Origin of the sequence: Shewanella sp. YQ_9 (genome assembly GCF_043103185.1) — a bacterium.
In the GTDB taxonomy this organism is placed as follows: domain Bacteria; phylum Pseudomonadota; class Gammaproteobacteria; order Enterobacterales; family Shewanellaceae; genus Shewanella; species Shewanella algae.
Map to the genome: position 1 here is coordinate 46,894 of NZ_JBICJO010000015.1, position 23,869 is coordinate 70,762.

Annotated in this window: 20 protein-coding genes and 1 other RNA gene; 9 read left to right on the forward strand and 12 right to left on the reverse strand. The window is 55.4% G+C overall.

Going from position 1 to position 23,869, the window contains the following annotated elements:
* Positions 1 to 5 precede the first annotated feature (5 nt).
* The 6 genes from ACF8D4_RS04685 to ACF8D4_RS04710 form a co-directional block, all read right to left on the reverse strand.
* Complete coding sequence (locus ACF8D4_RS04685; RefSeq protein ID WP_392468482.1) at positions 6 to 2,225, reverse strand: PAS domain-containing protein; 2,220 nt, start codon at positions 2,223 to 2,225, stop codon at positions 6 to 8.
* A 179-nt stretch (positions 2,226 to 2,404) separates the two neighbouring features.
* Positions 2,405 to 3,022, reverse strand: coding sequence for a TatD family nuclease-associated radical SAM protein (locus ACF8D4_RS04690; RefSeq protein ID WP_028779394.1), 618 nt, complete (start codon positions 3,020 to 3,022; stop codon positions 2,405 to 2,407).
* A gap of 170 nt (positions 3,023 to 3,192) precedes the next feature.
* Positions 3,193 to 6,342 carry an efflux RND transporter permease subunit gene (locus tag ACF8D4_RS04695; RefSeq protein WP_037474087.1) on the reverse strand — a complete coding sequence of 1,050 codons (3,150 nt, stop codon included), beginning with the start codon at positions 6,340 to 6,342 and terminating at the stop codon, positions 3,193 to 3,195.
* Positions 6,342 to 7,553, reverse strand: coding sequence for an efflux RND transporter periplasmic adaptor subunit (locus ACF8D4_RS04700; protein WP_037474157.1), 1,212 nt, complete (start codon positions 7,551 to 7,553; stop codon positions 6,342 to 6,344). The genes ACF8D4_RS04695 and ACF8D4_RS04700 overlap by 1 nt, the downstream gene beginning before the upstream one ends.
* Positions 7,554 to 7,735: 182 nt before the next feature.
* Positions 7,736 to 8,962: an ATP-dependent RNA helicase SrmB gene (gene srmB / locus ACF8D4_RS04705; RefSeq protein ID WP_025008996.1), complete on the reverse strand. Its 1,227-nt coding sequence runs from the start codon at positions 8,960 to 8,962 to the stop codon at positions 7,736 to 7,738.
* 107 nt (positions 8,963 to 9,069) lie between these two features.
* Positions 9,070 to 9,801: a tRNA1(Val) (adenine(37)-N6)-methyltransferase gene (locus ACF8D4_RS04710; protein ID WP_392468486.1), complete on the reverse strand. Its 732-nt coding sequence runs from the start codon at positions 9,799 to 9,801 to the stop codon at positions 9,070 to 9,072.
* 576 nt (positions 9,802 to 10,377) lie between these two features.
* Between ACF8D4_RS04710 and brnQ the strand changes: the two genes are divergently transcribed.
* The 5 genes from brnQ (at position 10,378) to ACF8D4_RS04735 (ending at position 15,868) form a co-directional block, all read left to right on the forward strand.
* The gene (gene brnQ / locus ACF8D4_RS04715; protein ID WP_044735101.1) at positions 10,378 to 11,787 is read left to right on the forward strand and encodes a branched-chain amino acid transport system II carrier protein; all 1,410 of its coding nucleotides are present in this window, start codon (positions 10,378 to 10,380) and stop codon (positions 11,785 to 11,787) included.
* Positions 11,788 to 11,823: 36 nt separating this feature from the next.
* Positions 11,824 to 12,768, forward strand: a complete 945-nt coding sequence (gene xerD, locus ACF8D4_RS04720) for a site-specific tyrosine recombinase XerD (protein WP_082052670.1) — start codon at positions 11,824 to 11,826, stop codon at positions 12,766 to 12,768.
* A 124-nt stretch (positions 12,769 to 12,892) separates the two neighbouring features.
* The gene (gene dsbC, locus ACF8D4_RS04725; protein WP_028779388.1) at positions 12,893 to 13,621 is read left to right on the forward strand and encodes a bifunctional protein-disulfide isomerase/oxidoreductase DsbC; all 729 of its coding nucleotides are present in this window, start codon (positions 12,893 to 12,895) and stop codon (positions 13,619 to 13,621) included.
* A gap of 108 nt (positions 13,622 to 13,729) precedes the next feature.
* On the forward strand, positions 13,730 to 15,454 hold the full coding sequence (gene recJ, locus ACF8D4_RS04730; RefSeq protein WP_219017842.1) for a single-stranded-DNA-specific exonuclease RecJ: 1,725 nt from the start codon (positions 13,730 to 13,732) through the stop codon (positions 15,452 to 15,454).
* A gap of 99 nt (positions 15,455 to 15,553) precedes the next feature.
* Positions 15,554 to 15,868 carry a cupin domain-containing protein gene (locus tag ACF8D4_RS04735; protein ID WP_167717115.1) on the forward strand — a complete coding sequence of 105 codons (315 nt, stop codon included), beginning with the start codon at positions 15,554 to 15,556 and terminating at the stop codon, positions 15,866 to 15,868.
* Positions 15,869 to 15,952: 84 nt separating this feature from the next.
* Here ACF8D4_RS04735 and rpiA read toward each other — a convergent pair whose 3' ends face one another.
* Positions 15,953 to 16,609, reverse strand: coding sequence for a ribose-5-phosphate isomerase RpiA (gene rpiA, locus ACF8D4_RS04740; protein WP_025008999.1), 657 nt, complete (start codon positions 16,607 to 16,609; stop codon positions 15,953 to 15,955).
* 276 nt (positions 16,610 to 16,885) lie between these two features.
* Between rpiA and ACF8D4_RS04745 the strand changes: the two genes are divergently transcribed.
* The gene (locus tag ACF8D4_RS04745) at positions 16,886 to 17,839 is read left to right on the forward strand and encodes a DUF808 domain-containing protein (RefSeq protein ID WP_025009000.1); all 954 of its coding nucleotides are present in this window, start codon (positions 16,886 to 16,888) and stop codon (positions 17,837 to 17,839) included.
* A gap of 99 nt (positions 17,840 to 17,938) precedes the next feature.
* On the opposite strand, the gene sodC is transcribed toward ACF8D4_RS04745, so the two are convergent.
* The 5 genes from sodC to zapA all read right to left on the reverse strand — a co-directional run bounded on the left by sodC (position 17,939) and on the right by zapA (position 20,390).
* Positions 17,939 to 18,460 carry a superoxide dismutase family protein gene (sodC, locus tag ACF8D4_RS04750; protein WP_208222432.1) on the reverse strand — a complete coding sequence of 174 codons (522 nt, stop codon included), beginning with the start codon at positions 18,458 to 18,460 and terminating at the stop codon, positions 17,939 to 17,941.
* Positions 18,461 to 18,686: 226 nt separating this feature from the next.
* Positions 18,687 to 19,145 (reverse strand): hypothetical protein, encoded by a 459-nt coding sequence (locus tag ACF8D4_RS04755; RefSeq protein ID WP_144161576.1) that lies wholly within the window; start codon positions 19,143 to 19,145, stop codon positions 18,687 to 18,689.
* Positions 19,146 to 19,177: 32 nt separating this feature from the next.
* Positions 19,178 to 19,852, reverse strand: coding sequence for a 5-formyltetrahydrofolate cyclo-ligase (locus tag ACF8D4_RS04760; protein WP_144161579.1), 675 nt, complete (start codon positions 19,850 to 19,852; stop codon positions 19,178 to 19,180).
* Positions 19,853 to 19,860: 8 nt separating this feature from the next.
* A non-coding RNA gene (gene ssrS / locus ACF8D4_RS04765) (6S RNA) lies at positions 19,861 to 20,041 on the reverse strand.
* Between the two features lie 40 nt (positions 20,042 to 20,081).
* Positions 20,082 to 20,390 (reverse strand): cell division protein ZapA, encoded by a 309-nt coding sequence (gene zapA, locus ACF8D4_RS04770; protein WP_025009004.1) that lies wholly within the window; start codon positions 20,388 to 20,390, stop codon positions 20,082 to 20,084.
* Positions 20,391 to 20,653: 263 nt separating this feature from the next.
* On the opposite strand from zapA, the gene ACF8D4_RS04775 reads away from it, so the two are divergent.
* The 3 genes from ACF8D4_RS04775 (at position 20,654) to ACF8D4_RS04785 (ending at position 23,787) form a co-directional block, all read left to right on the forward strand.
* Entirely contained in the window at positions 20,654 to 21,235 is a 582-nt protein-coding gene (locus tag ACF8D4_RS04775) for a UPF0149 family protein (RefSeq protein WP_028779383.1), read from the forward strand.
* Between the two features lie 66 nt (positions 21,236 to 21,301).
* Entirely contained in the window at positions 21,302 to 22,573 is a 1,272-nt protein-coding gene (gene ubiH / locus ACF8D4_RS04780) for a 2-octaprenyl-6-methoxyphenyl hydroxylase (RefSeq protein ID WP_208172647.1), read from the forward strand.
* A 2-nt stretch (positions 22,574 to 22,575) separates the two neighbouring features.
* Positions 22,576 to 23,787: an FAD-dependent monooxygenase gene (locus ACF8D4_RS04785; RefSeq protein ID WP_392464824.1), complete on the forward strand. Its 1,212-nt coding sequence runs from the start codon at positions 22,576 to 22,578 to the stop codon at positions 23,785 to 23,787.
* The last annotated feature ends 82 nt before the right edge of the window (positions 23,788 to 23,869 follow it).

A 23,869-nucleotide genomic window follows, 5' to 3' on the forward strand; every position in this document is an offset into this window, starting at 1 on the left:
GCATCTCAGAGCTGACGGGTATAGGCCTGGCAGATATTCTGCTCACCCGTCTGCTTGGCTCGTTTCAGCGCCACTTCGGCATTGCCGAGGAACTGCTCCAGGCTCTGGCCAGGCAGATAGGCGGCTATGCCTATACTGATCCCTTCTGCCAAGCCGTTTTCGCCCAAGTTGGCCAGTGCCTTGACCGCATAGTGATGCGCCTGATTGGCATCGGTTTCCGGTAGTATGATAATCAGCTTACCCAACTGCCAATGGGACATCTGATAGCTGTTGGGCAGATCCCTGAGCAGCTGCATCTCCACCTCGTGTTGGCGGTTCTCCAGCTGGCCGATATCACTCATATGGCTGAGCATGCCCTCGGGGCTGATGTCCATCAGGAGCAGACTGGCTTGTAGCTTTTCCTCTTCGGACATGGACTTGAAGTAGCGATCCAGATCCCTGAGGTTCACCAGGATGGTGCTGCGGTGTGGCACCAGATCGCCACTGGCCTCAATCTTGCCTCTTGGGGTTGCCTGCTCCAGGGTGCACACCAGATATTCAATCTCGCCGTCTTCATCCAGATAGCCCTTAAGCGTGGCCTGCAGGCAACTGCCGTGGCTGTGGGTGCAGAGTATTTGCCCTTGCCACTGGCCTTGCATGCTCACCAACTGGCTAATTCTCTGCCACTGGTTGCCAAGATCGTTTTCCAGCAAAGCTGCCAGGCTGTGGCTGAGATCACCGTTGAGTTGCATCAGCTTATCAAAGGCTTCATTGACCTTGAGCAACTGCCCAGAGGGCGTGGTCAGGGCGGTGGCCACATTGCTGCCGGTCAATAGCTTGCTAAGGAAGGCTTCCTGCTGGGCTTGTTTCAGTTCGCCGATATCTTCAAAGGTGATCAGCAAATAGGTTTGACTGCTGGCGTTGTAGCGGCGGATATGTAATCTGAGCTGGGCATTGTCCAGGGATTCGAGCTGCACTTCGCCGCGCCACTCGCCGACATCCGCCAACTGTTGTTTCATCGAAGAATAAAGCTCGTCTTCCAACTGCAGGATCCGTTGCAAACTGCGATCCGGCAGCTCATCCTGCTCGAGTTGCAGAGTGCGGGCGGCGGTGGCATTGGCGCTGACGATACGGCCGCTGGGGTTGACCAGCACACAACCCAGGTTGGAGCGGAACAGGCCGCGGGCCAACTCGATACTGTTTTGTCTGGCGCGCTGTTCGAGGCGGAACATATGGGTCAGCAGGATAACCGCGGTTGCCAGAATGGTCAGTATGGCGGCGCAGGCCAAAAGGATGTTGCGCCACTGAAAGAAACGGGAGGCGATGTCGTGATTGCGGATATAGGAAAGCAGCAGATATTCGCGCTTGGTATCGTTTTGCGAAGCCAGTTGTACCTTGAGATAGACGAAGGTGGCGTCTTCTCCGTGGAATTGACCAAAGTTACTTCTGGCCATCTTGCTCCACAGTGCCGGATAGCTCTGTCTTATGCTGCTGCCCATGGTTTCAGGCAGCCTGGCCAAAGGGTCCAGATCTGAGGCGCCGGCATAAAGCAGGCCCTGATTGTCAAACAGCAGCAGAGGTGAGGCATTACTGGAGAAGGCGGGCTTTATCGCTTGCAGCATCTGCAACATGGAGTTGTAGGTGACCAGATAACCGCGCACGCTCTGATCCTGATTTTCCAGCCAGGCCAACTGGTAAATGTATGGCTCGAGGCGGCCGTCAATCGGGGCAAACTCCAATGCCGAGGTATAGATTTCCTGCCCCCCCAGATTGCGCTTGTTACCCAGGAGTGCCGGCGGCATGGACATGCTGCCGAAGGTATTGCTGGTGGCGATACGGAACTTGCCGTCGGCATCAAACAGCGCCAGGTCCAGCAGTTCTGGGGTGCTGCGCTTCAGGCTTTCCCAGCTCGTCATCAGCCGTTGATATTCTTTGTGTCCCGGATTATCCAGGTACTGGCGCAGATACTCTGACTTGGCAAACATCTGGGTGCGAAACTGCTGGAAGGAGATTTTATCGGCCAGCAGGGCACCAACGGTTTGCAGCTCGCTGTATCTTTGTACCGCCCACTCTTCCTGCAGACGTCGCTCGCCCAAGGTGATCAACACATTGGTAATGAGTATCACAGTGATCACCAACATGCTCAGCTGACTGGCAACGGCCAGCAAGCGCTGCCGGGACCAGTGAATACCCTGAGCCGAGATAAGCAGAGGTGTGTCTTTGAGTCCGGTATTCTTTTTGAACATGGAACTGTGCTGGCTCCAGAGTGAAAATTGCGCTCATGTTAACACGAAATAACCCAGTGGGCATCGGCAGCTACCGACCGCTCACCGGGCAGTTAACACTGTGGCCCCTGAAGGCGCGAACACATCCCTATGGGGCCTGCGCGGGTTTACAGGTCCATCTGCTTGGTGCCGCCTCTTTGCTAACCCAGCTGTCCCAGGATCCTGTGCTTGAATTGACAGCCGGCGTCTTCCACTATTTTGCGACAGGCGTCGATATCCACCCCTTCCAGGCCATCGAGTGCCGATACCTGCACCTGCTTGATGTAACGGGGAGCTTCGCGAATAAAGGCGTTGACCGCATCCCAGGAACCTGCCAGACGTGGGCGACAGTGTTTAATGTAGCCTGATTCAGTGTCGGCATTGAGTGAGACCGACAGGGCATCGACGCACTCGGCCAGCTCAGGCAATATGTTGCGCCTGTGAAACAGGTTACCCAAGCCATCGGTATTGACCCTGACCTTACCACCGCGGCGTTTTATTTCGCGGGCCACTTCCAGCAAGGTTTCGAGATTGAGCGTCGGTTCACCATAGCCGCAGAACACGTATTCATCGAAACGGGTTACCTCGCCGAGCAGCGGAATGATATCGCTGCCGCGGGGGCGAACCTTGAGATCCAGCTGATACTCATGAATGCTCTTGCTGCCGTTATGCTTGGGACAGAAGCGGCATCTCAGGGTGCAGCGGCCGGTGATATTCAGATAGCGGCTGTTGCGTATGTCATAGACGAGTGTGGGTTGGCTTTGGGCTGTGCTGCTCATAACGACTCAATAAGGCATGCAGGAGATAACTTGGAGTCTAACCAAGAGCCGCAGTGAAAAATGCTAGCAGGATCAGAAAACACCCACTTAGGAGCCACACGAGATGCGGTAGAGTTGAATTTGTTGCCTGATAAGGGAAGGGAGCCTTTGGGCTCCCTTCAATCACTTACTCAGTGTTGCGACTCGTTTAACTGGGCCTCTGCCTCTTTCGGCCGCCACCACCAGTGATAAAACGCTCGGCTCTTGTGGCTCAGATCATCGAGAATGATATAGAGCATGGGCACCAGGATCAGGGTCACCAGGGTGGAGAACAAAATACCGAATGCCAGAGAGGTGGCCATGGGGATCACTATCTGTGCCTGCAGGCTGCGCTCCATTATGATGGGCACCAGGCCGACAAAAGTGGTCAGCGAGGTGAGGATAATCGCCCGGAAACGATAACACCCCGAATCTATGGCCGCCTTGACCACTGACTGACCCTGCTCACGGGCGCGGTTGACGAAGTCCACCAAAATCAATGAATCATTCACCACTACCCCGGCCAGAGCAACTATGCCGCAGAGACTGAGAATGCTCATGGACAGCCCCAGAATAAAGTGACCGAACAGCGCACCTATCATACCGAAGGGGATCACCGACATGATGATCAGCGGCTGGCTGTAGGACTTGAGCGGAATGGCCATCAAGGCATAGATAGTAAATATCGCGAAGAAGAAGCCTTGTAACAAGCCGACCATGGCGGCCTGTTCATCCTGGCTGGCACCATCGAGACTGGCGGAAATATGAGGATATTTACGCTCGAGTTCGGGCATAAACTTCTCCTGGATCTCCTGCACCACCTTGGAGGGCTCCACTTTATCCTTGTTGGCGTTGGCGGTCACTGTAATCGCCCTGCGACCATCCACCCGGGTAATGGAAGAGTAAGATTCCCCCAGCTCCAGTTCGGCCACGGTAGAGAAGGGCACCGCCATGCCGTTTGGCGTGCGGATCATCATGTTCTCCAGGTGGCCTATGGTGCGGCGCTGCTCCAGCGGATAACGCACCATTACCTTGACCTCTTCTTTGTTGCGCAAAATTCGTTGCGCCTCATAGCCATAGAAGCCATAACGCACCTGGCGCGCCAGATCCGATAATGTCAGCCCCAGCGCCTCGGCCTCGGGACGAATCTTGAGGCGAATTTCATGGCTGCCGGAGGAGAAGTTATCGGCAATATCATAAACGCCTTCATAGCTGGCAAGCTTCTGTTTCAGTTCTTTGGCGGCTGCAGACAATTGTTCCAGATCGGTGGAGGTAAAGCGGAAAGAGATATCGCCGCCGGCATCATTGGTGCTGGCATTGATATTGAGTTTCTTCACCGCCACCAAGTCCGGCAACTGCTTGCGCCAGGCCTCGGCTATGGTCACGCCGTCCACGTCCCTGTCTTCACCCTTGGTCAGCTCGGCAAAGATAAATGCCGAGGTGCGGCTGCTCATATTGATAAAGCTGTGCTTCACCACAGGGTAGCCGATTTCGGACTCCATCTGCTGGTTCATGGTATAGAGGGCATTTTCAATTTTTTGCACCACATCCAGGGTGTTGAGCTCTGAGCTGCCTTCATCCATTTCCAGATTGACCTGGATAAAGTCGGACGGAATATCCGGGAAGAACACCCAGCGCACCTTGCCACTGGTGACCATGGCGACCGACAGAATAAGCACGCCGATAAAGCCCGCCACCAGGGTATATCTGTGGGGGATCATCCGCTCCATAAAGTTGCGGTAACTGTGGTGGATAAAATGTTGCACTTTTTCGTTGAAGGCGCGCTTGAAGCGGCCAAATGGCCCTGGGTTGGGATTGGGTTTGCTGGGCTTCATGTGCGCCAGGTGCGCCGGCAGAATGAACTTGGACTCCACCAGCGAGAAGGCCAGGCAGAGGATCACTATCATGCCGATGGATTTCCAGATGATCCCCATGGGACCTGGCACCATCAACATGGGGATAAAGGCGGCAATTGTGGTCAACACCCCGAAAGTAGCGGGCATGGCGACCTTCTTGGCACCGCGGATCACATTGGTGATCGAGTGGCCGTGACGCTCAACCTCGGTATGGGCACTCTCGCCTATGACTATGGCATCATCCACCACTATCCCCAGCACCAAAATAAAGGCGAACAGAGTCAACATGTTGATAGACAGGCCAAAAGGTTCCATCGGCATCAGTGCCATGGCACCGAGGAAGCACACAGGCAGCCCCAGCATGACCCAGAAGGCCAGTTTCAGATCCAGGAACAGCGCCAGGATAATGAACACCAGCAAGGCACCCATAAACATGTTGGACAGCATCATGTTGAGGCGGCCCTTGAGATAGTGGGTCAGGTCGCCCCAGTAGTCCAGCTTGGCGCCGCTGGGCAGAGTGGCTTGACGCTCGGCAATAAAACCTTTGACCTGATCGGCAATCGCCAGGGCGTTTTGATCGTCTATGCTGGTGATCTCTATGATGGCCGCCGGCATGCCGTCGAAGCGGGTGTACTCGAGCCGCTCCTCAAAGTCATCCTTGATCTCGGCCACCATGGGCAGCATCACCCGGCTGCCATCGGCGCGAGTGCTGACCACTATGTTGGCAAAGTCATCTCCCGTGTAGGCCTGGCCCTTGGTACGCAGCAGTATGTCACCGTCCTGAGCCCGAATTGAGCCACCGGGTAGATCTATCGAAGTGTTTTGTACTGCCTGCGCCACCTGAGTGAAGGTGAGGCCGTACTCTCTGAGCTTATCTTCCGAGACTTCGATACCGATTTCATAGTCGCGCACCCCGGTCACTTCGGCACGGGTCACCGCCGGCAGGTTGGTGATCTCATCACGGATCTCCTTGGCCAGCTCTTTCATGTCGTGCAGTGTCATGTCGCCATAGACAGACACCCAAATAACGTTGTTTTCCGGCTTGATCCGGTAGATATCCGGCTTTTCGATATTGGCCGGGAAGGTGGCAATGGCATCGACCCTGAGTTTGGCCTCATCCAGCACCTCTTTGGCATCATAGCCGTCTTCCACCTCTATGGTGACAGAGCCCACTCCTTCGCTGGCAACCGAGGTAACCTTCTTGATGCCGCTGATGTCCTGAATCGCCTCTTCAATCTTGATGGTGATCCCTTCTTCAATCTCCTGCGGCGCCGCGCCTGGGTAGGCGACTGAGATCCGCAAATAGTTGAGTTCGAAGCTGGGAAAGACCTCTTTATTGATCAGAAAGGCGCTGAAGATCCCGCCGATAAGCAGGATCCACATCAAGAGGTTGGCGGCAACATTGTTGCGAGCGAACCAGGCAATGATTCCTTTTTCCTGCTCCATCAGAGTTCACCCGCCGCAGCCAGACGCTGTTCCTGAGTTTCATCCTCTTCGCTGTGAGAAGCGTCTTTATCTTTGCTGTTGGCAACCCGCACCAACTGACCATTGGTCATATTGTTGAGATTGGTCTTGGAGATTCGCTCGCCATCCTTGAGGCTGTCTTTGATGTAGACATACTCAAGATCTGTGCGTACCACGTTGACGTGACGCATCTCTATCTTGTTGTCCTTGTCTACCACGGCCACATGCTGATTACGCACCATATACCTTGGCAGTTTCACCAGGCCATCGACGGTGCGGCCCTTGATCACGGCGTTGACAAAGCTGCCGTATTTCAGCGGCAGTTGGCCGGTCTGTTTCTGCTTTCGCAGATAAGGATCCTGCACTTCGGCCACCAGATAGACCATGCGGTTATCCGGATCTATCACCCCCTCACTGCGCACTACCTTGCCGGTCCAGGTCACGGTTTTACCCGCCAGGGCGGCGCTCAGGGTTACCTGAGTCTCAGGGTTGTCCACCGACTCCAGATAGGCCAGGTCTTTGTTGGCCAGCGGCAGGCGCACTTCGGCTACAGCCGTGTCGTACAGCTCACCCAGATTGGTGCCTATGGAAACGTATTGCCCCAAATCGACACTGCGGGCGCGCACTATGGCATCGAAAGGTGCCCGGATAACGGTGCGTTCCAGGTTGCGCTTGGCTCTGGCGAGTGCCGCTTCGGCATACTTGACGTTGGCTTGCTCTTTCTTCAACTGAGGAACCCGCAAGCCAAGCTCGGGTGGCATACCGTTGTCATAACCGCTGAATTCTATCTTGGCGACTTCGCCGCGAGCGATTTCTTCATCCAATGCTGCCTTGGCCTGGGCCAGAGTGGCCTGAGCCTGCATCAGGTCGGCCTCATAATCAGAAGGTTCTATCACCGCCAGTTCATCGCCTTGATGCACCACGCCACCGGCCACAAAGGCCGGGGCTATGCTGAGGATACGGCCCTGAACTTCACTGACCAGCTGAGTCTTGTACTTGGGAGTCACAGTGCCGTAAGAGGGCAGGTTGAGTGACATTGTCTGTTGTTCGACCTGAGTCACGTCGACCACAGGCAGCGGGATCTCTTCCGCTTTTTGCTCCGGCTCCTGCTTGGTCATCATCAGGAGTTCGGCGCCGAGTACGGCGACCACTATGATGAGCAGCGGCGCTATTCTTCGGAAAAATGTCTTCATATTCTTCTGCATATCCATGCTGGAGGCTTAATCTGAGCTTAAATTACCAGACAAGCTGCGGCCAATAAATGTGTTTTTGTAAATAAAATGTGTCAAAAGCTGTCGGCGGCGGGAGGGCTGTGAGGCAGGTAACAAAAAAAAGGACCCAAAGGTCCTTTTTAAACGAGAAATTAAGTCGAAGCTTATTTTTTCTTCTTCTTTTTCTTGCTGTTTTTGGCGCTGGCATCCTTGGCTTTGACCTTTTTCTTGGTCGGCACCTTGGCTTCTTTGTGCTTGGGGCGCAACTCTTCGATGACACGCCGTTTCAGCTTCTGCTCGATATAGCGCTCAACCTTGCTGAGGATCCGCATATCATGGGCTTCCACCAGAGAGATGGCTGTGCCCTTGGCGCCGGCGCGGCCGGTGCGGCCTATTCTGTGCACATAGGCATCGGCAGAGCGGGGCATATCATAGTTGATCACATGGGTGATGCCTTCGATATCTATGCCGCGAGCGGCGACATCGGTAGCCAACAGCACTTTGACTTCACCCTTGGTGAAACGACCCAGAGCCTGGAAACGCTTCTTCTGCTCCATATCGCCGCGCATAAAGGCGGCCGGGATCCCGGCCTGCAGCAACAAACCCTCGAGGCTGCTGACCACTTCGCGGGTCTTGCAAAAGACGATGGCGCGCTTGGTTTCTTCCTGATTGAGCAGGTGACACAAGAGAGCGAACTTGTGCTCCTTGTTGTCGGCCAGGTGGATCCATTGATGGATCTTGGCTTTTTCGCTGCGTGGCGGTTCGGCCTCCACCAACACAGGATCGTTGAGCAACTCAGTGGCAAAACGGCGCACGCCGCCACCTTCCAGCGTGGCGGAGAACAGCATGTTCTGCTTACGTCCCTGCGCTTCTATGGCTATGGTCTGCACTACCTGGGAGAAGCCCATATCCAGCATGCGGTCGGCTTCATCTATGATAAGCAGTTCCACTTCGGTGGCTTCAAACTTGCGCTTCTCAAGATATTCGAGCAGGCGGCCTGGGGTCGCCACCAGAATATCCAGGTTACCGGCCAGGGTTTCTTCCTGTGGGGCGTAAGGGACACCGCCTGTGATTATGCCAATCTCCAGCCCAAGACCGGTCGCCAGATGGCAGGCATATCTGTGAACCTGACTGGCCAGCTCGCGGGTCGGGGTCAACACCAGTACTCTGGCCTGGCCGGGACGACGGCGGGGGAAGTCAATCAGATGTTGCAGTGCCGGCAGCAGGAAACTGGCGGTCTTACCTGTGCCGGTTGGGGCATGGGCAAGAATATCCCGCTGCTCCAGCGCCAAAGGCAGAGCCAATTGCTGAATACTGGTCGGGGTCTTGTGGCCCATGGCTTTCAGTGAATCCAAAAGCCTGTGGTCCAGATCGAAATCTTCAAATAGCATGGGGAGCATCTCAAACAATAATGCGCGGGAGTATACCTTGTCTGGGGTGCCGTGCACAGCTTGTCGCTTGGGAAGCTGAGAATAAGTCCCTTGCAACAGGCAACGACTTAGAGTTTCAGGTAAAAATCCCGGGTCAGTTGCGCCATGGCCTCCGAATAGCGGCCGTCTGCTTCTCTTATATAGAGGGAGGAATGAGCTTTTGGCGCGGCAACCGCTTCGCCTTCCTTGGCATGTTCAAGCAGCAGTAACTCTCGGTTACTGGGCTTTTGAGGCGTGCTGCTGACACTGACCAGCGCGGCCAGTCGCAAGCCTGCCTTTATTGCGGCGCACGCAAATCTGTCCAGGCTCTGAACCGGCAGAATAAGGCTCGCCTGCCCCTGTGGCTTGAGTAATTGCTTTATCGCCAGACACAGCTCGTCAAAGCTCAGATGCTCTGTGTGTCTCGCTGTGGCTCGTTTGGGGTCATCCGAGCGTGGGCCGGTTTCGAAATAGGGCGGGTTGCAAAGTATATGCTCGAACAGCGCTGAGTCTGCCAAGGCATGCTCATCGCAATAGGCCTGAATTGAGCCTTGATACAAAGCGAGTCGGCTCGCCCAGGGCGAAGCCTTGAAGTTGGCACGGCTTGCATGGGCTGCGCTGCTGTCGAGCTCAACCGCCAGTATCTCTGCCTCACTGCGCTGCGCCGCCATCAGACTCAGTAAGCCGCTGCCGGCCCCTATGTCCAGCACCCGCTTGGCCCCGGTCAATGGCGCCCAAGCGCCCAAGAGCACCCCATCTGTACTGACCGGCATACCGCAACCGTAATCTTCGATATGAAATGCCTTGAAACTGAATGCCATTGAGTGCTCAACCTCCCAAGCAGAATGCTTGGCGGGGATTTTATCCCGAAAGAGTCATCATTCGCCAAGGCTTTGGCGCCGTTTTGTTTCGGTCTGGTTCATACTTTGGCAGGGGATGCTGCTAACTTTAGGCTGGTGATGCAGGACAAGTGTTAAAGGTCGTACCAGCAAGGGCGTTGGGGAGTCGACAAATGTTTGCAAAATGCTACGCCTGTTGCCTCAATTGGGGCTGGGTGTGACCTTGAACAACTTTTTCTCATCCTGAGTTTTGCATCTGTTGTGTTTTTAGGCTGCTGTTTGGTTGGCTTATTGCGCACTTTAAGAGGGTCTGGTACTAGTGTTCCCCCTTAATTCGCGGCATTCTGCGAATTAGATCAAGGTAAAACAGTTTTAGGATAAGCAAAGCAGCGAAAACCCCCTGCCATTTGTTCATAAACTCGCCAAGAATAGGCCAAATTTACCACGGATATCTGTAATAAAGGCTTTACACTCGAGTAGGGCGAGCGCGACGGCTATTATTTCAGCTATAGCTAAAAATGTTGCAATCACTTAAGTTTATTAGAAAAACATAACAAGATGGGGCATACAGTGCACAAGACTCAATTGACACTTGGTGACACCCTGGGCCTGGGATTCATGACCTTTGCGTTTTTCCTGGGGGCGGGCAACCTGATTTTTCCTCCTTTTGCCGGGCAGTTGGCCGGCGAAAACATGCCAATGGCCATGATTGGCTTTTTGATTACCGCCGTGGGTTTGCCGCTGGCCGGTTTGATAGCTGTGGCCAAGGCGCAGGGCAAGGTGATGAAGCTCTTGCCGGCCTTTGCCGCGACCGCTCTGGCAGTCGCTATCTATATCATTATTGGCCCAGCCTTCGCGGCGCCTCGTACCGGTCTGGTAGCCTATGAGATCGGCGCGCTGCCTTTTATTCAAGACCCTGCATCGGTAGTGAATATTCTCGGGCTTGAGCTGAACAAGCCTCAGTTGCTCTACACTCTGGGATTCTTTTTGGTGACCATGCTGCTGGCACTGTTTCCCGGCAAACTGATGGATAGCATAGGCAAGGTATTGACCCCAGTGCTGATTCTGCTGCTGATGGGGCTGGCAGTGTCCGTTATCTTGCTGCCCGGCAGCGAAGTACCGGCAGCCAGTGGTGACTATATCAAGCACCCACTGACCAAAGGCATTATCGAAGGCTACAACACCATGGATACCCTGGCATCCTTGATGTTCGGTATGCTGATTATCGATATTTTGCGCAACAAGGGCGTGTCTGAGCCTGGCTTGCAGACCCGCTATCTGGTGCGCGCTGCGCTGGTAGCCGCCGCCGGTCTGGCATTTGTGTATGTGTCGCTGTTCTTCCTCGGTGCAACCGCAGGTGATATGGCCAAGGGCGCCGAGAGCGGTGGTCAAATCCTCACCAACTATGTGACTCACGAATTCGGTGATATGGGCATTATCCTGCTGTCCACTGTGGTGACTCTGGCCTGTTTGACCACGGCTGTGGGGCTGGTGAGTGCCTGCTCTGACTTCTTCCAGGAGTTGATCCCGGGCGCCACTTATCGCTTCCTGGTGGTGCTGTTCAGCGTGATCTGTGCCGTGGTGGCCAACGTAGGCCTGACCCAACTGCTGGCTATCAGTATTCCTGTGCTGATGACCATCTACCCTGTGGCTATCGCTTTGGTGTTGGTGACCTTCCTGACGCCTTATTTCCGCAATCCGAAATTTGCCCATAGATTGGCGCTGTCGGTGGCCTTGTTCTTCGGGATTTTTGATGCCCTTAAGGTGACAGTGGCTTCACTCAAGCCGCTGACCCAAGTGGCCGAGCCCAACAGTTTGCTGCTGGCATTTGTTTCCGGGGTTGAAAGCCTGGCCCCTGTGATGTCGGCGTTGCCTCTCTACGAAGAGGGTATGGCCTGGCTGCCACCCACCCTGACAGTGATGATTATCTGTTTGTTTGTCAGCCCCAAGGCGGCACAGGCTGTCTGAGTAACTGGAGTCCATTTCGAGACGGCGTTATCCTTGATGACGCCGTTTTTTATTGGAGTATTGTTTGTGGCCGCGACTTCTTCATCCGCTTATGTTCAGGACCCCTTGATTGAAGGTTTTCTCGATGACCTTTGGTCCAGTAAGGGCCTGAGCGACAACACATTGGCGGCTTATCGCAATGATCTGCGCCATTTTGATCAGTATCTGCAGGGAAGAGGGCTGACGCTCAACTCTGCCGGGCGCGAAGCGGTGCAGGATTACCTCGGTTTTCGTGTCGACAAAGGGGTTGCCCAGAGCAGCAGTGCCAGGTTGAAGAGCAGCTTGCGGCGCTTTTATGGTTTTTTGCTGCGTCGGCAACTGATAGCGGAAGATCCCATGGCGCGTATCGCGTCCACCAAGCTCAAGCGCAAATTGCCCGGTAGTCTCAGCGAGGCCGAGGTGGATGCCTTGCTGGCTGAGCCCATACGGGAAGACCCGGTCGAAGCCAGAGACAAGGCGATGCTTGAGCTGTTATACGCTACCGGACTCAGGGTCAGTGAACTGGTAGGATTGACGCTGGAGCAGATGAGTCTGCGTCAGGGCCTGGTACGGATCACGGGTAAAGGCGGCAAGGAGCGCTTGGTGCCCATGGGCGAGGTGGCCGTCAGCGAAATCGAGTCTTTCCTCAAGCTGGCGCGCGCCGAGCTGCTCGGCGGTAAACAGAGTGATGTGGTGTTTCCTTCCAAGCGGGCCCAGATGATGACCCGGCAAACCTTCTGGCACAGGATCAAGCTTTATGCGTTGCGGGCCGGTATCAGCACCGAGCTGTCGCCCCATACTTTGAGACACGCCTTTGCCACTCATTTGCTCAACCATGGCGCTGACTTGCGGGTAGTGCAGTTACTGTTGGGTCACAGCTCGCTGTCCACCACCCAAATTTATACCCATGTGGCCAATGCCAGGTTGCAATCGCTGCATCAGCAGCATCATCCAAGAGGCTGAATTCGGTGATCTGGCACGCAATTAGTTGCTTTCACTGACAACAGCCTGTAACTTTTCAGCCTCTGGCCCGGTCTGATGAGAGACGATAAAAAACCAATCAGGCCCAAATAAGATAGGATTTCCAATGAAGTTAACCCGTGCATTCTCTCTGTGTCTGGCGCTGGCGGTTACACCCTTTGTCGGTGTTGCCTCTGCGGCTTCCGAACCGGGTGATCAGCTGAAGCAAAAGCTCAGTGACACCTTGGGTATTGAAGTGATCTCTATGGCAGATTCACCTATCCCAGGCCTGTATCAGGCAATCACCAATCGCGGCGTGCTCTATGTCAGTAAAGATGGTTCCAAGCTGCTGCATGGCAACCTCTATGATCTGAATCAAGGGATGAAAAACCTCACCGAGGCGGCGCTTGCAGGCCCAAGACTCGAGATGCTCAAGTCCTTCGAAGACAAGATGCTGGTCTACAAGGCCAAGAACGAAAAGCATGTGGTGACTGTCTTTACCGATATCACCTGTGGTTATTGCCGTAAGCTACATAACCAAATGCAGGAATACAACGACCTTGGGATAACAGTGCGCTATCTGGCCTATCCCCGTCAGGGCGTGCCTTCACCCAACGCTGAAGAGATGGAAGCGGTTTGGTGTGCCAAAGACCCTCACAAGGCCATGGATGACGCCAAGGCCGGCAAGAGTATCAAGATGGCCAAGTGTGATGCCAATATCCCGGGGCAGTATCAACTGGGGATGAGTTTTGGTATCAATGGTACTCCTGCGTTGATCCTCGAAGATGGCAGCCTGATCCCGGGTTATCAGCCACCGAAAGATCTGTTGAACAACCTTGAGAGTCGTAGCCTTTAATCTCAATAGCGGTAGCGCTCAATCGAAAAATCTCACTCAAAAAGGCGAGCAACCCACTCGCCTTTTTGTTATCTTGCCCGGCAAAGCCATTTTCAAGAATAGCCCATAGTGATCCACAAAATCGTCCGTCGTCCCAGGGTGGACGACAGCCATTTACCCGCTAATCTGCATCCGCTGTTAAAACAGATTTACGCCAGTCGCGGCGTTCAGGCTCCCGAGTGCGAACTGGTGCTCAAGCGTCTGCTCAGGCCGGATACCATGTTGGGCTTGCAGCAAGGTGCCGAGTTGGTGGCCGATGCCATCGCCGCCAATCGCCGCATTCTGATCATGGGTGATTTCGATGCCGATGGTGCCACCTCTACCAGTGTGTGTCTGTTGGCGCTCAGAATGATGGGAATGGAAAACTGTGATTATCTGATCCCCAATCGCTTCGATTATGGCTATGGCCTCAGCCCTGAAATAGTGGCGGTGGCGCACAGCAAGGGCGCCGAGCTACTGATCACTGTCGATAACGGTATCTCATCCATCGAAGGCGTCAGGGCCGCCAAGGCGCTGGGGATGACGGTTGTTATTACAGATCACCATTTGCCGGGCAATGAATTACCCGAGGCAGATGCCATCATTAACCCCAATCAACCCGGTTGCAGCTTTGCTTCCAAGTCGATTGCCGGGGTCGGGGTGGCTTTCTATCTGATGTTGGCGCTGCGGGCTGAGCTGAGAAAACGTCACTGGTTCGCCAAACACTCGCTGGCCGAGCCCAATCTGGGGGTATTACTGGACTTGGTGGCCCTGGGCACAGTGGCCGATGTGGTGTCGCTCGATGCCAACAACCGTATTTTGGTGGATGCCGGTATCAAGCGGGTGCGAAACGGCGCCTGTCGCCCGGGGATCACCGCCTTGCTGGAGGTGGCTCGCCGCAATCCGGCGCGTTTGGTGGCCGCCGATTTCGGCTTTGCGGTTGGTCCCAGACTCAACGCCGCCGGAAGGCTGGATGAGATGGCACTCGGGGTCGAAACCCTCTTGTGTGATGACATGCTCAAGGCAAGAAGGATGGCGGCCGAGCTCGATGGCCTCAACGCCGAGCGCCGCGAGCTGGAAACCGGCATGCAGCAAGAAGCGATGAAGAGCCTGGAGGCACTGCAGCTCAAAGAGAGTGAACAGCCCTGGGGTATTGCCCTGTATCAGCCGGACTGGCATCAGGGGGTGATAGGTATTCTGGCTTCCCGGATTAAAGACAGGTTCCACCGCCCGGTAATCGCCTTTGCCGAAGCCAGCGACACTGAAATCAAGGGCTCGGCCCGCTCTATCAAGGGGCTGCATATGCGCGATCTGCTGGAGCTTATCAATGCCCGCCATCCCGGGATGATCCTCAAGTTCGGTGGTCATGCCATGGCCGCCGGGCTCTCTTTGCGTAAGGATGCCTTCGAGCAGTTTGCCGAGGCCTTTGACACCTGTGTCCGTGAGCTGCTGACCTTGGAAGATCTCAATGGCGAGCTGTTCTCCGACGGTGAATTGCCGCTTGAGTGTTTTACCCTGGATACGGCGCAGCTGCTTAGAGATGCCGGTCCCTGGGGCCAGGCCTTCCCCGAGCCGCTATTTGACGGCCATTTCAGAATTTTGCAGCAGAGACTGGTGGCAGAGAAACACCTTAAACTGGTGCTGGAGACCGAATGCGGCCGGATCATGGCCGATGCCATCGCCTTCAATGTGGATCTCAAGACCTGGCCTGATGCCAGCATCAATCATGTGCATCTGCTGTATAAGCTGGATGTGAACGAGTTTCGCGGCAACAGTAACCTGCAGTTGCTGGTCGAGCAGCTGGAGCCCCTGTGAAGCAAGCAGTAAAACTGGCAGTAAAACCAAGTGCAAGCCGGGAGTCTATTTAAGATAGGGATAGGCTGAGTAACGGGTCATATGTCGCAGGAGAGCAAGATGAACAATCTGTTTGCCAACTTACCCAAGCAGCTTGATGCCGAGCAGTTTGACGCGCTTTTGGCCACGCCGGATCTTAAAATTGAGCGCATTCTGTCCCACGGTCAGGTGACACCCGAAGGGCAATGGTACGATCAAGCGCAGCATGAATGGGTATTGCTGCTGCAGGGCGCTGCCCGGCTGCAATATGAAGATGATTCAGAAGTGAGCCTGAACCCGGGGGACTGGCTCAATATCCCCGCTCATGTACGCCACAGAGTCAGTTGGACCGCCGAGGATCAAACTAGCGTCTGGTTGGCCATTTTTTACTCTTGAGCCGACGGTTCTTGCTCTGCAATCCGCTCAATTTCCCACAAAAAAGCCGCCTGCTGGCGGCTTTTGGCATTTAAGATTTAAGGCCTACTTGATGGTTTTAACCCCTTCTGGGGTGCCCACCAGAAGCACATCGGCGCCACGGTTGGCGAACAGACCATTGGTCACTACGCCCACTATGGCATTAATCTGCACTTCCAGCTCTTTGGGGTTCAGTATCTTCAGGTTGTAGACATCCAGAATGACGTTGCCGTTATCTGTTACCACACCTTCACGATAGACAGGATCGCCACCCAGCTTCACCAGCTCACGGGCCACGTAGGAGCGGGCCATAGGGATCACTTCCACCGGTAGCGGGAAGTTGCCCAGCACATCGACCTGCTTGGTGTTATCGACGATACAGATAAACTTGTCGGCCACGGCCGCAACTATCTTTTCCCGGGTCAGTGCGGCGCCGCCACCCTTGATCATGTCCATGTGGCCGTTGATCTCATCGGCGCCATCGACATACACAGACAACTTGTCTACCGAATTGAGATCAAACACAGGGATCCCCAACTGTTTGAGCTTGGCGGTGGAGGCTTCAGAGCTGGAAACCGCGCCTTCAATATCGGCCTTTATCGTAGCCAGAGCATCGATAAAGTGATTGACGGTAGAGCCGGTGCCCACGCCAACTATGCTGTCTTTCTCGACATATTCCAGCGCTGCCCAACCGGCCGCTTTCTTCATTTCATCTTGGGTCATAATGCCATCCTGTTGATTCTGACAAATTTACTTGAACTTGCCCTAGTATACTCCGAGTTGTTGTGAAAAGTGCCGCTCAATCTTGTCCGGAAGAATAGTTCTTGAAGTGCAACATAAGTTAAGAACTTTTTACTGCGCCCGCCTGCGCCCCTGCGCTACTATACGGCCAGGCTGATGTGGCAGTACTGCGCTGAAAAAGTGCACAGGTGCCGCTTGAATATGTCGCATACCGAACCTATTTAGAGCGCAAAATTGACCTGGTTTAAGGAGATTTAAATGGCTGGAGCGAGTCTACTGACTCTATTGGATGATATTGCCACCATCCTGGATGATGTGGCGGTAATGAGTAAGGTTGCCGCCAAGAAAACCGCCGGGGTATTGGGGGACGATCTGGCGCTGAATGCGCAGCAGGTAACAGGGATCAGCGCCGAGCGGGAGCTGCCCGTGGTATGGGCCGTTGCCAAGGGCTCTTTTCGCAACAAACTTATTTTGGTGCCGGCAGCCTTGCTGATCAGCGCCTTTATTCCCTGGGCAGTTACACCTCTGTTGATGTTCGGTGGCTTGTTTCTCTGCTTTGAAGGCTTTGAAAAACTCTGGCACAAGGCCAGTCACAGCAAGGCTTCTGCCGAAACAGACGATGAAGCCGCCGCCGAGGCCGCCATGAAAGAGGTCGAGGATATTCGCGCCTGGGAAGCGCAGAAAGTCAAAGGCGCGATACGTACCGACTTTGTGTTGTCGGCAGAGATCATCGCCATCACCTTGGGTATTGTGGCGGAAAAAGCCTTTATGACCCAGTTGGCCACTCTGTCTATCATTGCAGTGGTAATGACTATCGGGGTCTACGGCTTGGTGGCCGGTATCGTTAAGCTGGATGACGCCGGGCTGTATCTCTCAAGACGCAGAGGCGAGGGTTTTTGGGCCCACAACCTCAGGCGTATTGGGCTTATGCTGGTCAGTGCTGCCCCCAAACTGATGAAGCTGCTTACCATAGTGGGCACCGCCGCCATGTTTATGGTAGGTGGCGGCATTCTCACCCATGGCCTGCATTGGGTTAGTGAGCAAATAACCCATGCCGCCAACTGGGTAGGCTCTTTGGCTGTGGCCGGCCCTGTGTTGGCAGCGCTGACACCTACCTTGCTCAACGCCCTGTTTGGCATTGTGGCCGGTGCCATCGCGGTGGCCTTGATGAGTATGGTGGAGCGTTTGAGAGGCAAGAGTGAAAGCCACTAAACGTGCCAAGCCAACAAAAGATCAAAGCTAAAAAGACATTGGCTTGAATTGAATTAAAAAACGCGGCTTAAGAGCCGCGTTTTTTGTGTTTGGTGTGGCTCAGTTAATCACACCACAGGCCATACGGGAGCCACCGCCACCCAGTGGCGCCGGGTGATCTGAATGGTTATCGCCTCCCATGTGGATCATCAGTGCCTTACCTTTGACGTCGGCCAGTTTCAACCTTGGTGCCAGCACAGGTGTGGAAGCCATGCCATCAGCATCGACATAGAGCGCTGGCAGATCGCCCTTGTGATTGTCATCTGTCCAGGGGTAACCGTGCTTGCCGCTGCCATCAGGGTCGAAGTGACCTCCGGCCGCGCCGCCCACTACTGTCTTACCGTCTTTGCTGCTGGTGTCACAACTGCCATTTTGATGCACATGGAAGCCGTGAACGCCGGGCGTGAGTTGCTTGAGGTTGGGGGTTAACACTAGGCCGTAGGCGGAATCACTGAGACTGATGCTGCCTATGGGGCTTGGGCCATCGGCCGACAGTAATGAGATACTGACTTCTTCGGCGGCCAGTTGTGATGCGGCAAACACCAGTGACAAACAACCTGGGATCAGGATGGACTTTTTCATCGCTTGTTCTCTCCTTTGAGTGGAATTCCAAAAACGACAAGGCCGACTCGGCGGCATGATAATGAGCTGCCTATATGGCTTTCAGCATAGAAGCCGCCAGGGCAGAGTGCCAGCCGGCCTAATGTCTGGTGCTAACCTGCCCTGAGATTCAAGCCTACGCCATAAGAGGATTCGCCAATTCACCAAGATATTTCAGCAATAGCAATAAAAAGCCTGGAGCCAGGTCTCAGTGTTGATCCAGCTTCGCCTGCCACAGGGCGCTTTGCTCCATGGGGCTCAGTGAACGGCGGGCGCAGTAAAGACTGATACCGCAGCAAAGCGGCACTATCAGGAGATCCGAGGCATGAAAGCGCAGCAACAACCAGAGTGCCAGGCTATAAAGCAGTAGTGTAATCAGCGGAACCGGCAGCAAAAGCTGCCACTCGAAACACTTCCCCAGCCATCTGGCACCCAGGCCCACAGCCACCGCCGGCAGCATATACAGCCAAACCAGAGTGCTGTTGCTGCTGGCCATAAATAGAAACAGCCACATAGCAAGAATGGCGCCCAGCAAGGCGCCGAGCAGCGCCTTGGGCTGTGACTGTTGTCGGCGCATATTTTGATAGGTTTCCCGCTGCATCTGCTGCTTAACCTTGGCCCGCTGGGCGCTGTCTGGTCTATCAAGGCTGCGATACTGGCGTGCCATACTTGCTTACTCCGCGACTTCTCTGGCTGACGTTATACCACTTTTTCGGGGCAAGATTCAGCCGTCAGAGTGTTGAAGCTATGCAGCTTGTCCGGAGTAACGATAAAGGGCAGCGGGATATCCCAGGGGGCGAGGGGCAGGGAGTCCACCAACTGCAGGGTATGGGCAAAGCCGACTGCCAGTAATGGCACAGTTCGGGCGCTTTGCTGCGCCGCGGCCAGTGTTCTGTCGTAGAAGCCGCCGCCCATGCCCATGCGGTTGCCCTGGGCGTCGAAAGCCACCAATGGCGTGAGGATGAGATCCAGTTCAGCCAAAGGCACCAGAGTGCGAATATCCAGCCTGGGCTCGGGGATACCAAAGCGGTTGGCGTGCAGTTGACTGGAGAGTTGATAGCGCAGAAACAGTAAACGCCCCGGGGCAAAGGGATGAATGATCGGCAGACAGGTGGTTACTCCCCGTTGCCATAGCGCTTCGATAAGGGGAGCCGTGTCCAGCTCGCCGTCACAGCTAAAGTAGAGGGCGACTGTCTTGATTTCTCTGCCTTGGGCGCTCAGTTCATCGAGCAGCGTCAGAAACTGCTCACAACCCTTGAGGGCGGCAACATGCTGCTCGGCTTCGGGAATGGCCCTGCGGGCATGGCGAATGGCTTGCCTGATCGTCTTGCAACGCGCATCACGGGTTTGGCTGCTTGAGTCTGTGTGAGTCATAAATGAGGATGCTCCCCAGAATGTCGATGCCGGTGTAGCCCTTGAACCGTAGGTTCAAGGCGGGTAAATGATTACATCCTAAGGCTTCTCGGTTCGCGCCGAGCATGCACAATGTCAGTAAAACATTCACCCTGAGATTAAAAATATCGGCACAGGGACATTACCAGCTGTCGCACACCCCAGGGAGCAAATTCTGGGTCGAACCTGTGAGGGTTCGTGCTATTTCAGTTTAATCCTCTCTTGCGCTTCGCTCAACCAATGCGTGCTCAAGAGTGGATTGCAGCAAACGAATTCTGTCATCCATTTGGCTCATATAATCTTGATTCTTCCGCTGCTCTTCATAGAGCTCGTAGCCTATGTTGAGTGCGGCCATCAAAGCCATTTCCTCGCGGCTGATGGCGTTGGTGCGGGACTTTATCTTGCCCAGTTGCAGCTCCAATTTCTGCGCCACCGCTTGCAGAGCCTGTTCCTGACCCGGGGGACAGGCGATGGAGTAGGTGCGCCCCAACAGGGTGATATCTATGGCACTGTTACTCATCTTCCGCACGGGATCCTTTTCTTTGGCTCTGTGGCGGAATATATCTAGCTCAGCGTTAAAGTGCAAGACAAGCGCCGCTTTGTTGCGTTGGCTGCTGTTTCCCTGACCAGCTTGGTACAAATCCCGGCAGTAGATAAACGGCGAAGCCTGGATGCATTGCCAAATGCACGACCTGGCTCGCAGCTTGGGTAAGATTCCAGTCTTGGTCGCCTTCCCTAACTCTGCTAGCATGACGGGGGTAAATTCAATACTTGGACAGCTTTATGGCAACCCCACCCTCATTACGTATCGAAAGCCTGCGCAGTGCGCTCGACAACGCCGACATAGGTCAGCATCCGGTTGAAGTGCATGGCGCCTTGGTGGGCCTGATTTGTGGCGGCGTGCCACAGCAGGAGCAGGCCTGGTATCAGCCACTGCTCGAGCTGATGAACGACGGCCAGCGCCTGCCCGACGAACTGACACAACTGATAACCGAACTTTTTGGTGACACAGTCAATCGACTGCAGGATCCTGACTTTGGCTTCACCCTGCTGCTGCCGGAAGAGGAAGAACCTCTGACAGTGCGGGTCGAGGCGCTCTCGCTCTGGACCCAGAGCTTCCTCACCGGCATCGCCATCATTCAACCGGGTTTGAATCAGGCATCGGAAGATGTTCGTGAAGTGATCAAAGATCTGGCGGAAATCGCCCAGGTAGAGTTCGATGTTGCCGACGATGATGAATCCGAAAGTGCATATCTCGAGCTGCTGGAGTTTGTTCGCATGGCCGCCATTCTCTGCTATTCAGAGTTCGGCCCTGAGTTGCCGGATCTCGACGCCGAAACACAAGACAATAATACGCTGCATTGACAGGGCGTCCGTTCGCCCTGTCATTTCTGTGACGGCACCCATTGAGCGTGCCTGAGTAGAGGAAAGATGAACCCGCAAGTTGACGCCCAAGCTGTGAGTCAGGAATGCACTGAGCTGGATATCGCCATTGTCGGCGGCGCCATGGCCGGTGCCACCTTGGCATTGGGGCTGGCCGACCTGGCCAGGAAACTCTCCCGTCCGCTGAAAATAGCCGTTATCGAGGCCTTCGATCCCGCCAGGCAACATCCAGGTTTCGATGCCCGCTCCATCGCCATAGCCAATGGCTCAGTGTTTGAGCTCAAGCGCCTCGGCATCTGGCCTTTGCTTGAAGACCTGGGCACGGCGATAACCGATATTCATGTCTCGGATCGCGGCCATTTCGGCATGACAGAGCTCAACGCCGGGCAGTTTGTGCTGGACTCCCTCGGCCAGGTGGTGGAACTCGAGCGGGTCGGCCAGCGGCTGTTTGGCGCCATCACCAACAGTGATATCCAGCTTTATTGCCCGGCGCGTCTCGAGAAGCTGCAAACTTCGGCGGCGGGCCATAGTTTAATGCTCAGTAACGGTCAGCGGCTTTCCTGCCGTTTATTGCTGGCGGCAGATGGGGTTAACTCCTCGGTGCGTGCCCAGCAGCAACAGGCGTTGCAGCAGTTTGAGTTTGGCCAGAGCGCGGTTATCGCCAATGTTGCTACCGACAAGCCTCATAATGGCATGGCCTGGGAGCGCTTCACCGAGCACGGCCCCCTGGCACTGCTGCCTATGGGTGACAGCGACGGCCAGGCCCGGCTCTCTCTGGTGTGGGCCTTGCCCCATGAAGAGGCCAAGCGGATGCAGGCTCTGCCGCAGGCTGAGTTTTTGCAGCAGCTGCAGCAGGCCTTCGGCTATCGAGCCGGGCGTTTTGTGGCTGTGGGTGAGCGCAACCGCTACCCACTGAGCCTCTCTTACATGCCAAGACCCATCTATCACCGCACGCTTTATTTGGGCAATGCCGCCCAGACTCTGCACCCGATAGCCGGGCAGGGGTTCAATCTGGGACTCAGGGATCTGGTCACTGTACTGGAAACGCTGGAGCCGGTATTGGCCGCAGGTGGCGACCCAGGCGCAGCCCAGGTGCTGCATGCCTATCATGCCGCCCGTGAGCAGGACAGACGCCAGACCATCAACAATATTGAGTTTCTGGTGCGCGGTTTTTCCAACAACTACTGGCCGCTGGTGGCCGGACGTAATCTGGGGCTCAGGATCCTCTCCTGGTGCCCACCTCTCAAGACCCCGGTGGCCCACAGAGCCATGGGGTGGCACAGGCAATCGGCTGCTTGTTTGTTTTCCAGGAGTCAGTGACGATGAATTTCCAAAGCTATGATGTGGCCGTGGTGGGCGGCGGTATGGTGGGACTGGCAACGGCCTGCGGCCTGGAACAGGCCGGGCTCAAGGTGGTGGTGATAGATGCCGCCGGTGCCGCGCCGGTCGAGGGGGCGCCACGCCTGAGGGTCAGTGCCATCAACAAGGCCAGCCAGGCGCTGCTCGAACACTTGGGGGCCTGGGCCTATCTGGACAAGTCCCGTCTCGGGCCATACAGCAAGATGGATGTCTGGGAAAAAGACGGCATGGGGCGCATCCAGTTTGATGCACAGAGCCAGTGCGAGACTTCCCTTGGCACCATAATCGAAAACGATGCCATTCACTACGCCCTGGCCCAGCGAGCCGCAGAGCTGGAACAGCTGACACTGCTGGAACACACCCGGCTTGAGCGTATCGCCTTTGGTGAGCGTGAAGCCTGGCTGACGCTGGATAACGGCGATAACCTCAGTGCCGCCCTGGTGGTGGCTGCCGATGGCGCCAACTCCTGGGTTCGCCAACAGTGCCAGATCCCGCTGACCTTCTGGGACTACGGTCATCACGCCATAGTCGCCAGCATTCGTACTCAGTTACCCCATGGTGACTGTGCCCGCCAGGTGTTCTGTGCCGACGGCCCACTGGCGTTTCTGCCGCTTTATGAGAGCGACCTCTGCTCCATCGTCTGGTCGGTGCCGCCGCAAAAGGCCGAGGCCTTGCTGGCGCTGGATGATGAGGCCTTTTCCCGGGCGCTGACCGCCGCCTTCGATGGCCGCCTGGGCCTGTGTCAGTTGGAGAGTGAACGTCAGAGCTTTCCACTGCGGATGCGTTATGCGCGCCATTTCGCCCGCCATCGTTTGTTGCTGGCCGGCGATGCGGCACACACCATACATCCGTTGGCGGGGCAGGGGGTTAACCTGGGTTTCCTCGATGCCGGCGCCATAGTGGAAACCGTGGCGGCATTGCACGGCGAAGGCAAGGATATCGGCGCCTATGGCGAACTGCGCGCCCTTGAGCGCTGGCGCAAAGCCGAGGCGATGGAGATGATAGCTGCCATGGAGGGGTTCAAGCGGCTGTTTGCCGGCAGTAATCCTCTGAAGAAGGCGATTCGCGATCTCGGTCTCAACCTGGTGGACAATGTCGCTGGGCTGAAAACTGTGTTCATGCAACAGGCCATGGGACACAAATTCAAGCTGCCGCGTTTGTGTCGTCCTGAATAATCTTCATCCCCGGTTAGCCGTATGTGAAGGAAAACGCCCAAAAACAGTCGCTTTTGGGCGTTTTTTATACACACACTGTGAT

Excerpts from the sequence above, each read along its gene's own strand:
- ACF8D4_RS04685 (WP_392468482.1), bottom strand. The coding sequence starts at position 2,225 with ATGTTCAAAAAGAATACCGGACTCAAAGACACACCTCTGCTTATCTCG.
- ACF8D4_RS04690 (WP_028779394.1), bottom strand. The coding sequence starts at position 3,022 with ATGAGCAGCACAGCCCAAAGCCAACCCACACTCGTCTATGACATACGC.
- ACF8D4_RS04695 (WP_037474087.1), bottom strand. The coding sequence starts at position 6,342 with ATGGAGCAGGAAAAAGGAATCATTGCCTGGTTCGCTCGCAACAATGTT.
- ACF8D4_RS04700 (WP_037474157.1), bottom strand. The coding sequence starts at position 7,553 with ATGAAGACATTTTTCCGAAGAATAGCGCCGCTGCTCATCATAGTGGTC.
- srmB (WP_025008996.1), bottom strand. The coding sequence starts at position 8,962 with ATGCTATTTGAAGATTTCGATCTGGACCACAGGCTTTTGGATTCACTG.
- ACF8D4_RS04710 (WP_392468486.1), bottom strand. The coding sequence starts at position 9,801 with ATGGCATTCAGTTTCAAGGCATTTCATATCGAAGATTACGGTTGCGGT.
- brnQ (WP_044735101.1), top strand. The coding sequence starts at position 10,378 with ATGGGGCATACAGTGCACAAGACTCAATTGACACTTGGTGACACCCTG.
- xerD (WP_082052670.1), top strand. The coding sequence starts at position 11,824 with ATGACGCCGTTTTTTATTGGAGTATTGTTTGTGGCCGCGACTTCTTCA.
- dsbC (WP_028779388.1), top strand. The coding sequence starts at position 12,893 with ATGAAGTTAACCCGTGCATTCTCTCTGTGTCTGGCGCTGGCGGTTACA.
- ACF8D4_RS04735 (WP_167717115.1), top strand. The coding sequence starts at position 15,554 with ATGAACAATCTGTTTGCCAACTTACCCAAGCAGCTTGATGCCGAGCAG.
- rpiA (WP_025008999.1), bottom strand. The coding sequence starts at position 16,609 with ATGACCCAAGATGAAATGAAGAAAGCGGCCGGTTGGGCAGCGCTGGAA.
- ACF8D4_RS04745 (WP_025009000.1), top strand. The coding sequence starts at position 16,886 with ATGGCTGGAGCGAGTCTACTGACTCTATTGGATGATATTGCCACCATC.
- sodC (WP_208222432.1), bottom strand. The coding sequence starts at position 18,460 with ATGAAAAAGTCCATCCTGATCCCAGGTTGTTTGTCACTGGTGTTTGCC.
- ACF8D4_RS04755 (WP_144161576.1), bottom strand. The coding sequence starts at position 19,145 with ATGGCACGCCAGTATCGCAGCCTTGATAGACCAGACAGCGCCCAGCGG.
- ACF8D4_RS04760 (WP_144161579.1), bottom strand. The coding sequence starts at position 19,852 with ATGACTCACACAGACTCAAGCAGCCAAACCCGTGATGCGCGTTGCAAG.
- zapA (WP_025009004.1), bottom strand. The coding sequence starts at position 20,390 with ATGAGTAACAGTGCCATAGATATCACCCTGTTGGGGCGCACCTACTCC.
- ACF8D4_RS04775 (WP_028779383.1), top strand. The coding sequence starts at position 20,654 with ATGGCAACCCCACCCTCATTACGTATCGAAAGCCTGCGCAGTGCGCTC.
- ubiH (WP_208172647.1), top strand. The coding sequence starts at position 21,302 with ATGAACCCGCAAGTTGACGCCCAAGCTGTGAGTCAGGAATGCACTGAG.
- ACF8D4_RS04785 (WP_392464824.1), top strand. The coding sequence starts at position 22,576 with ATGAATTTCCAAAGCTATGATGTGGCCGTGGTGGGCGGCGGTATGGTG.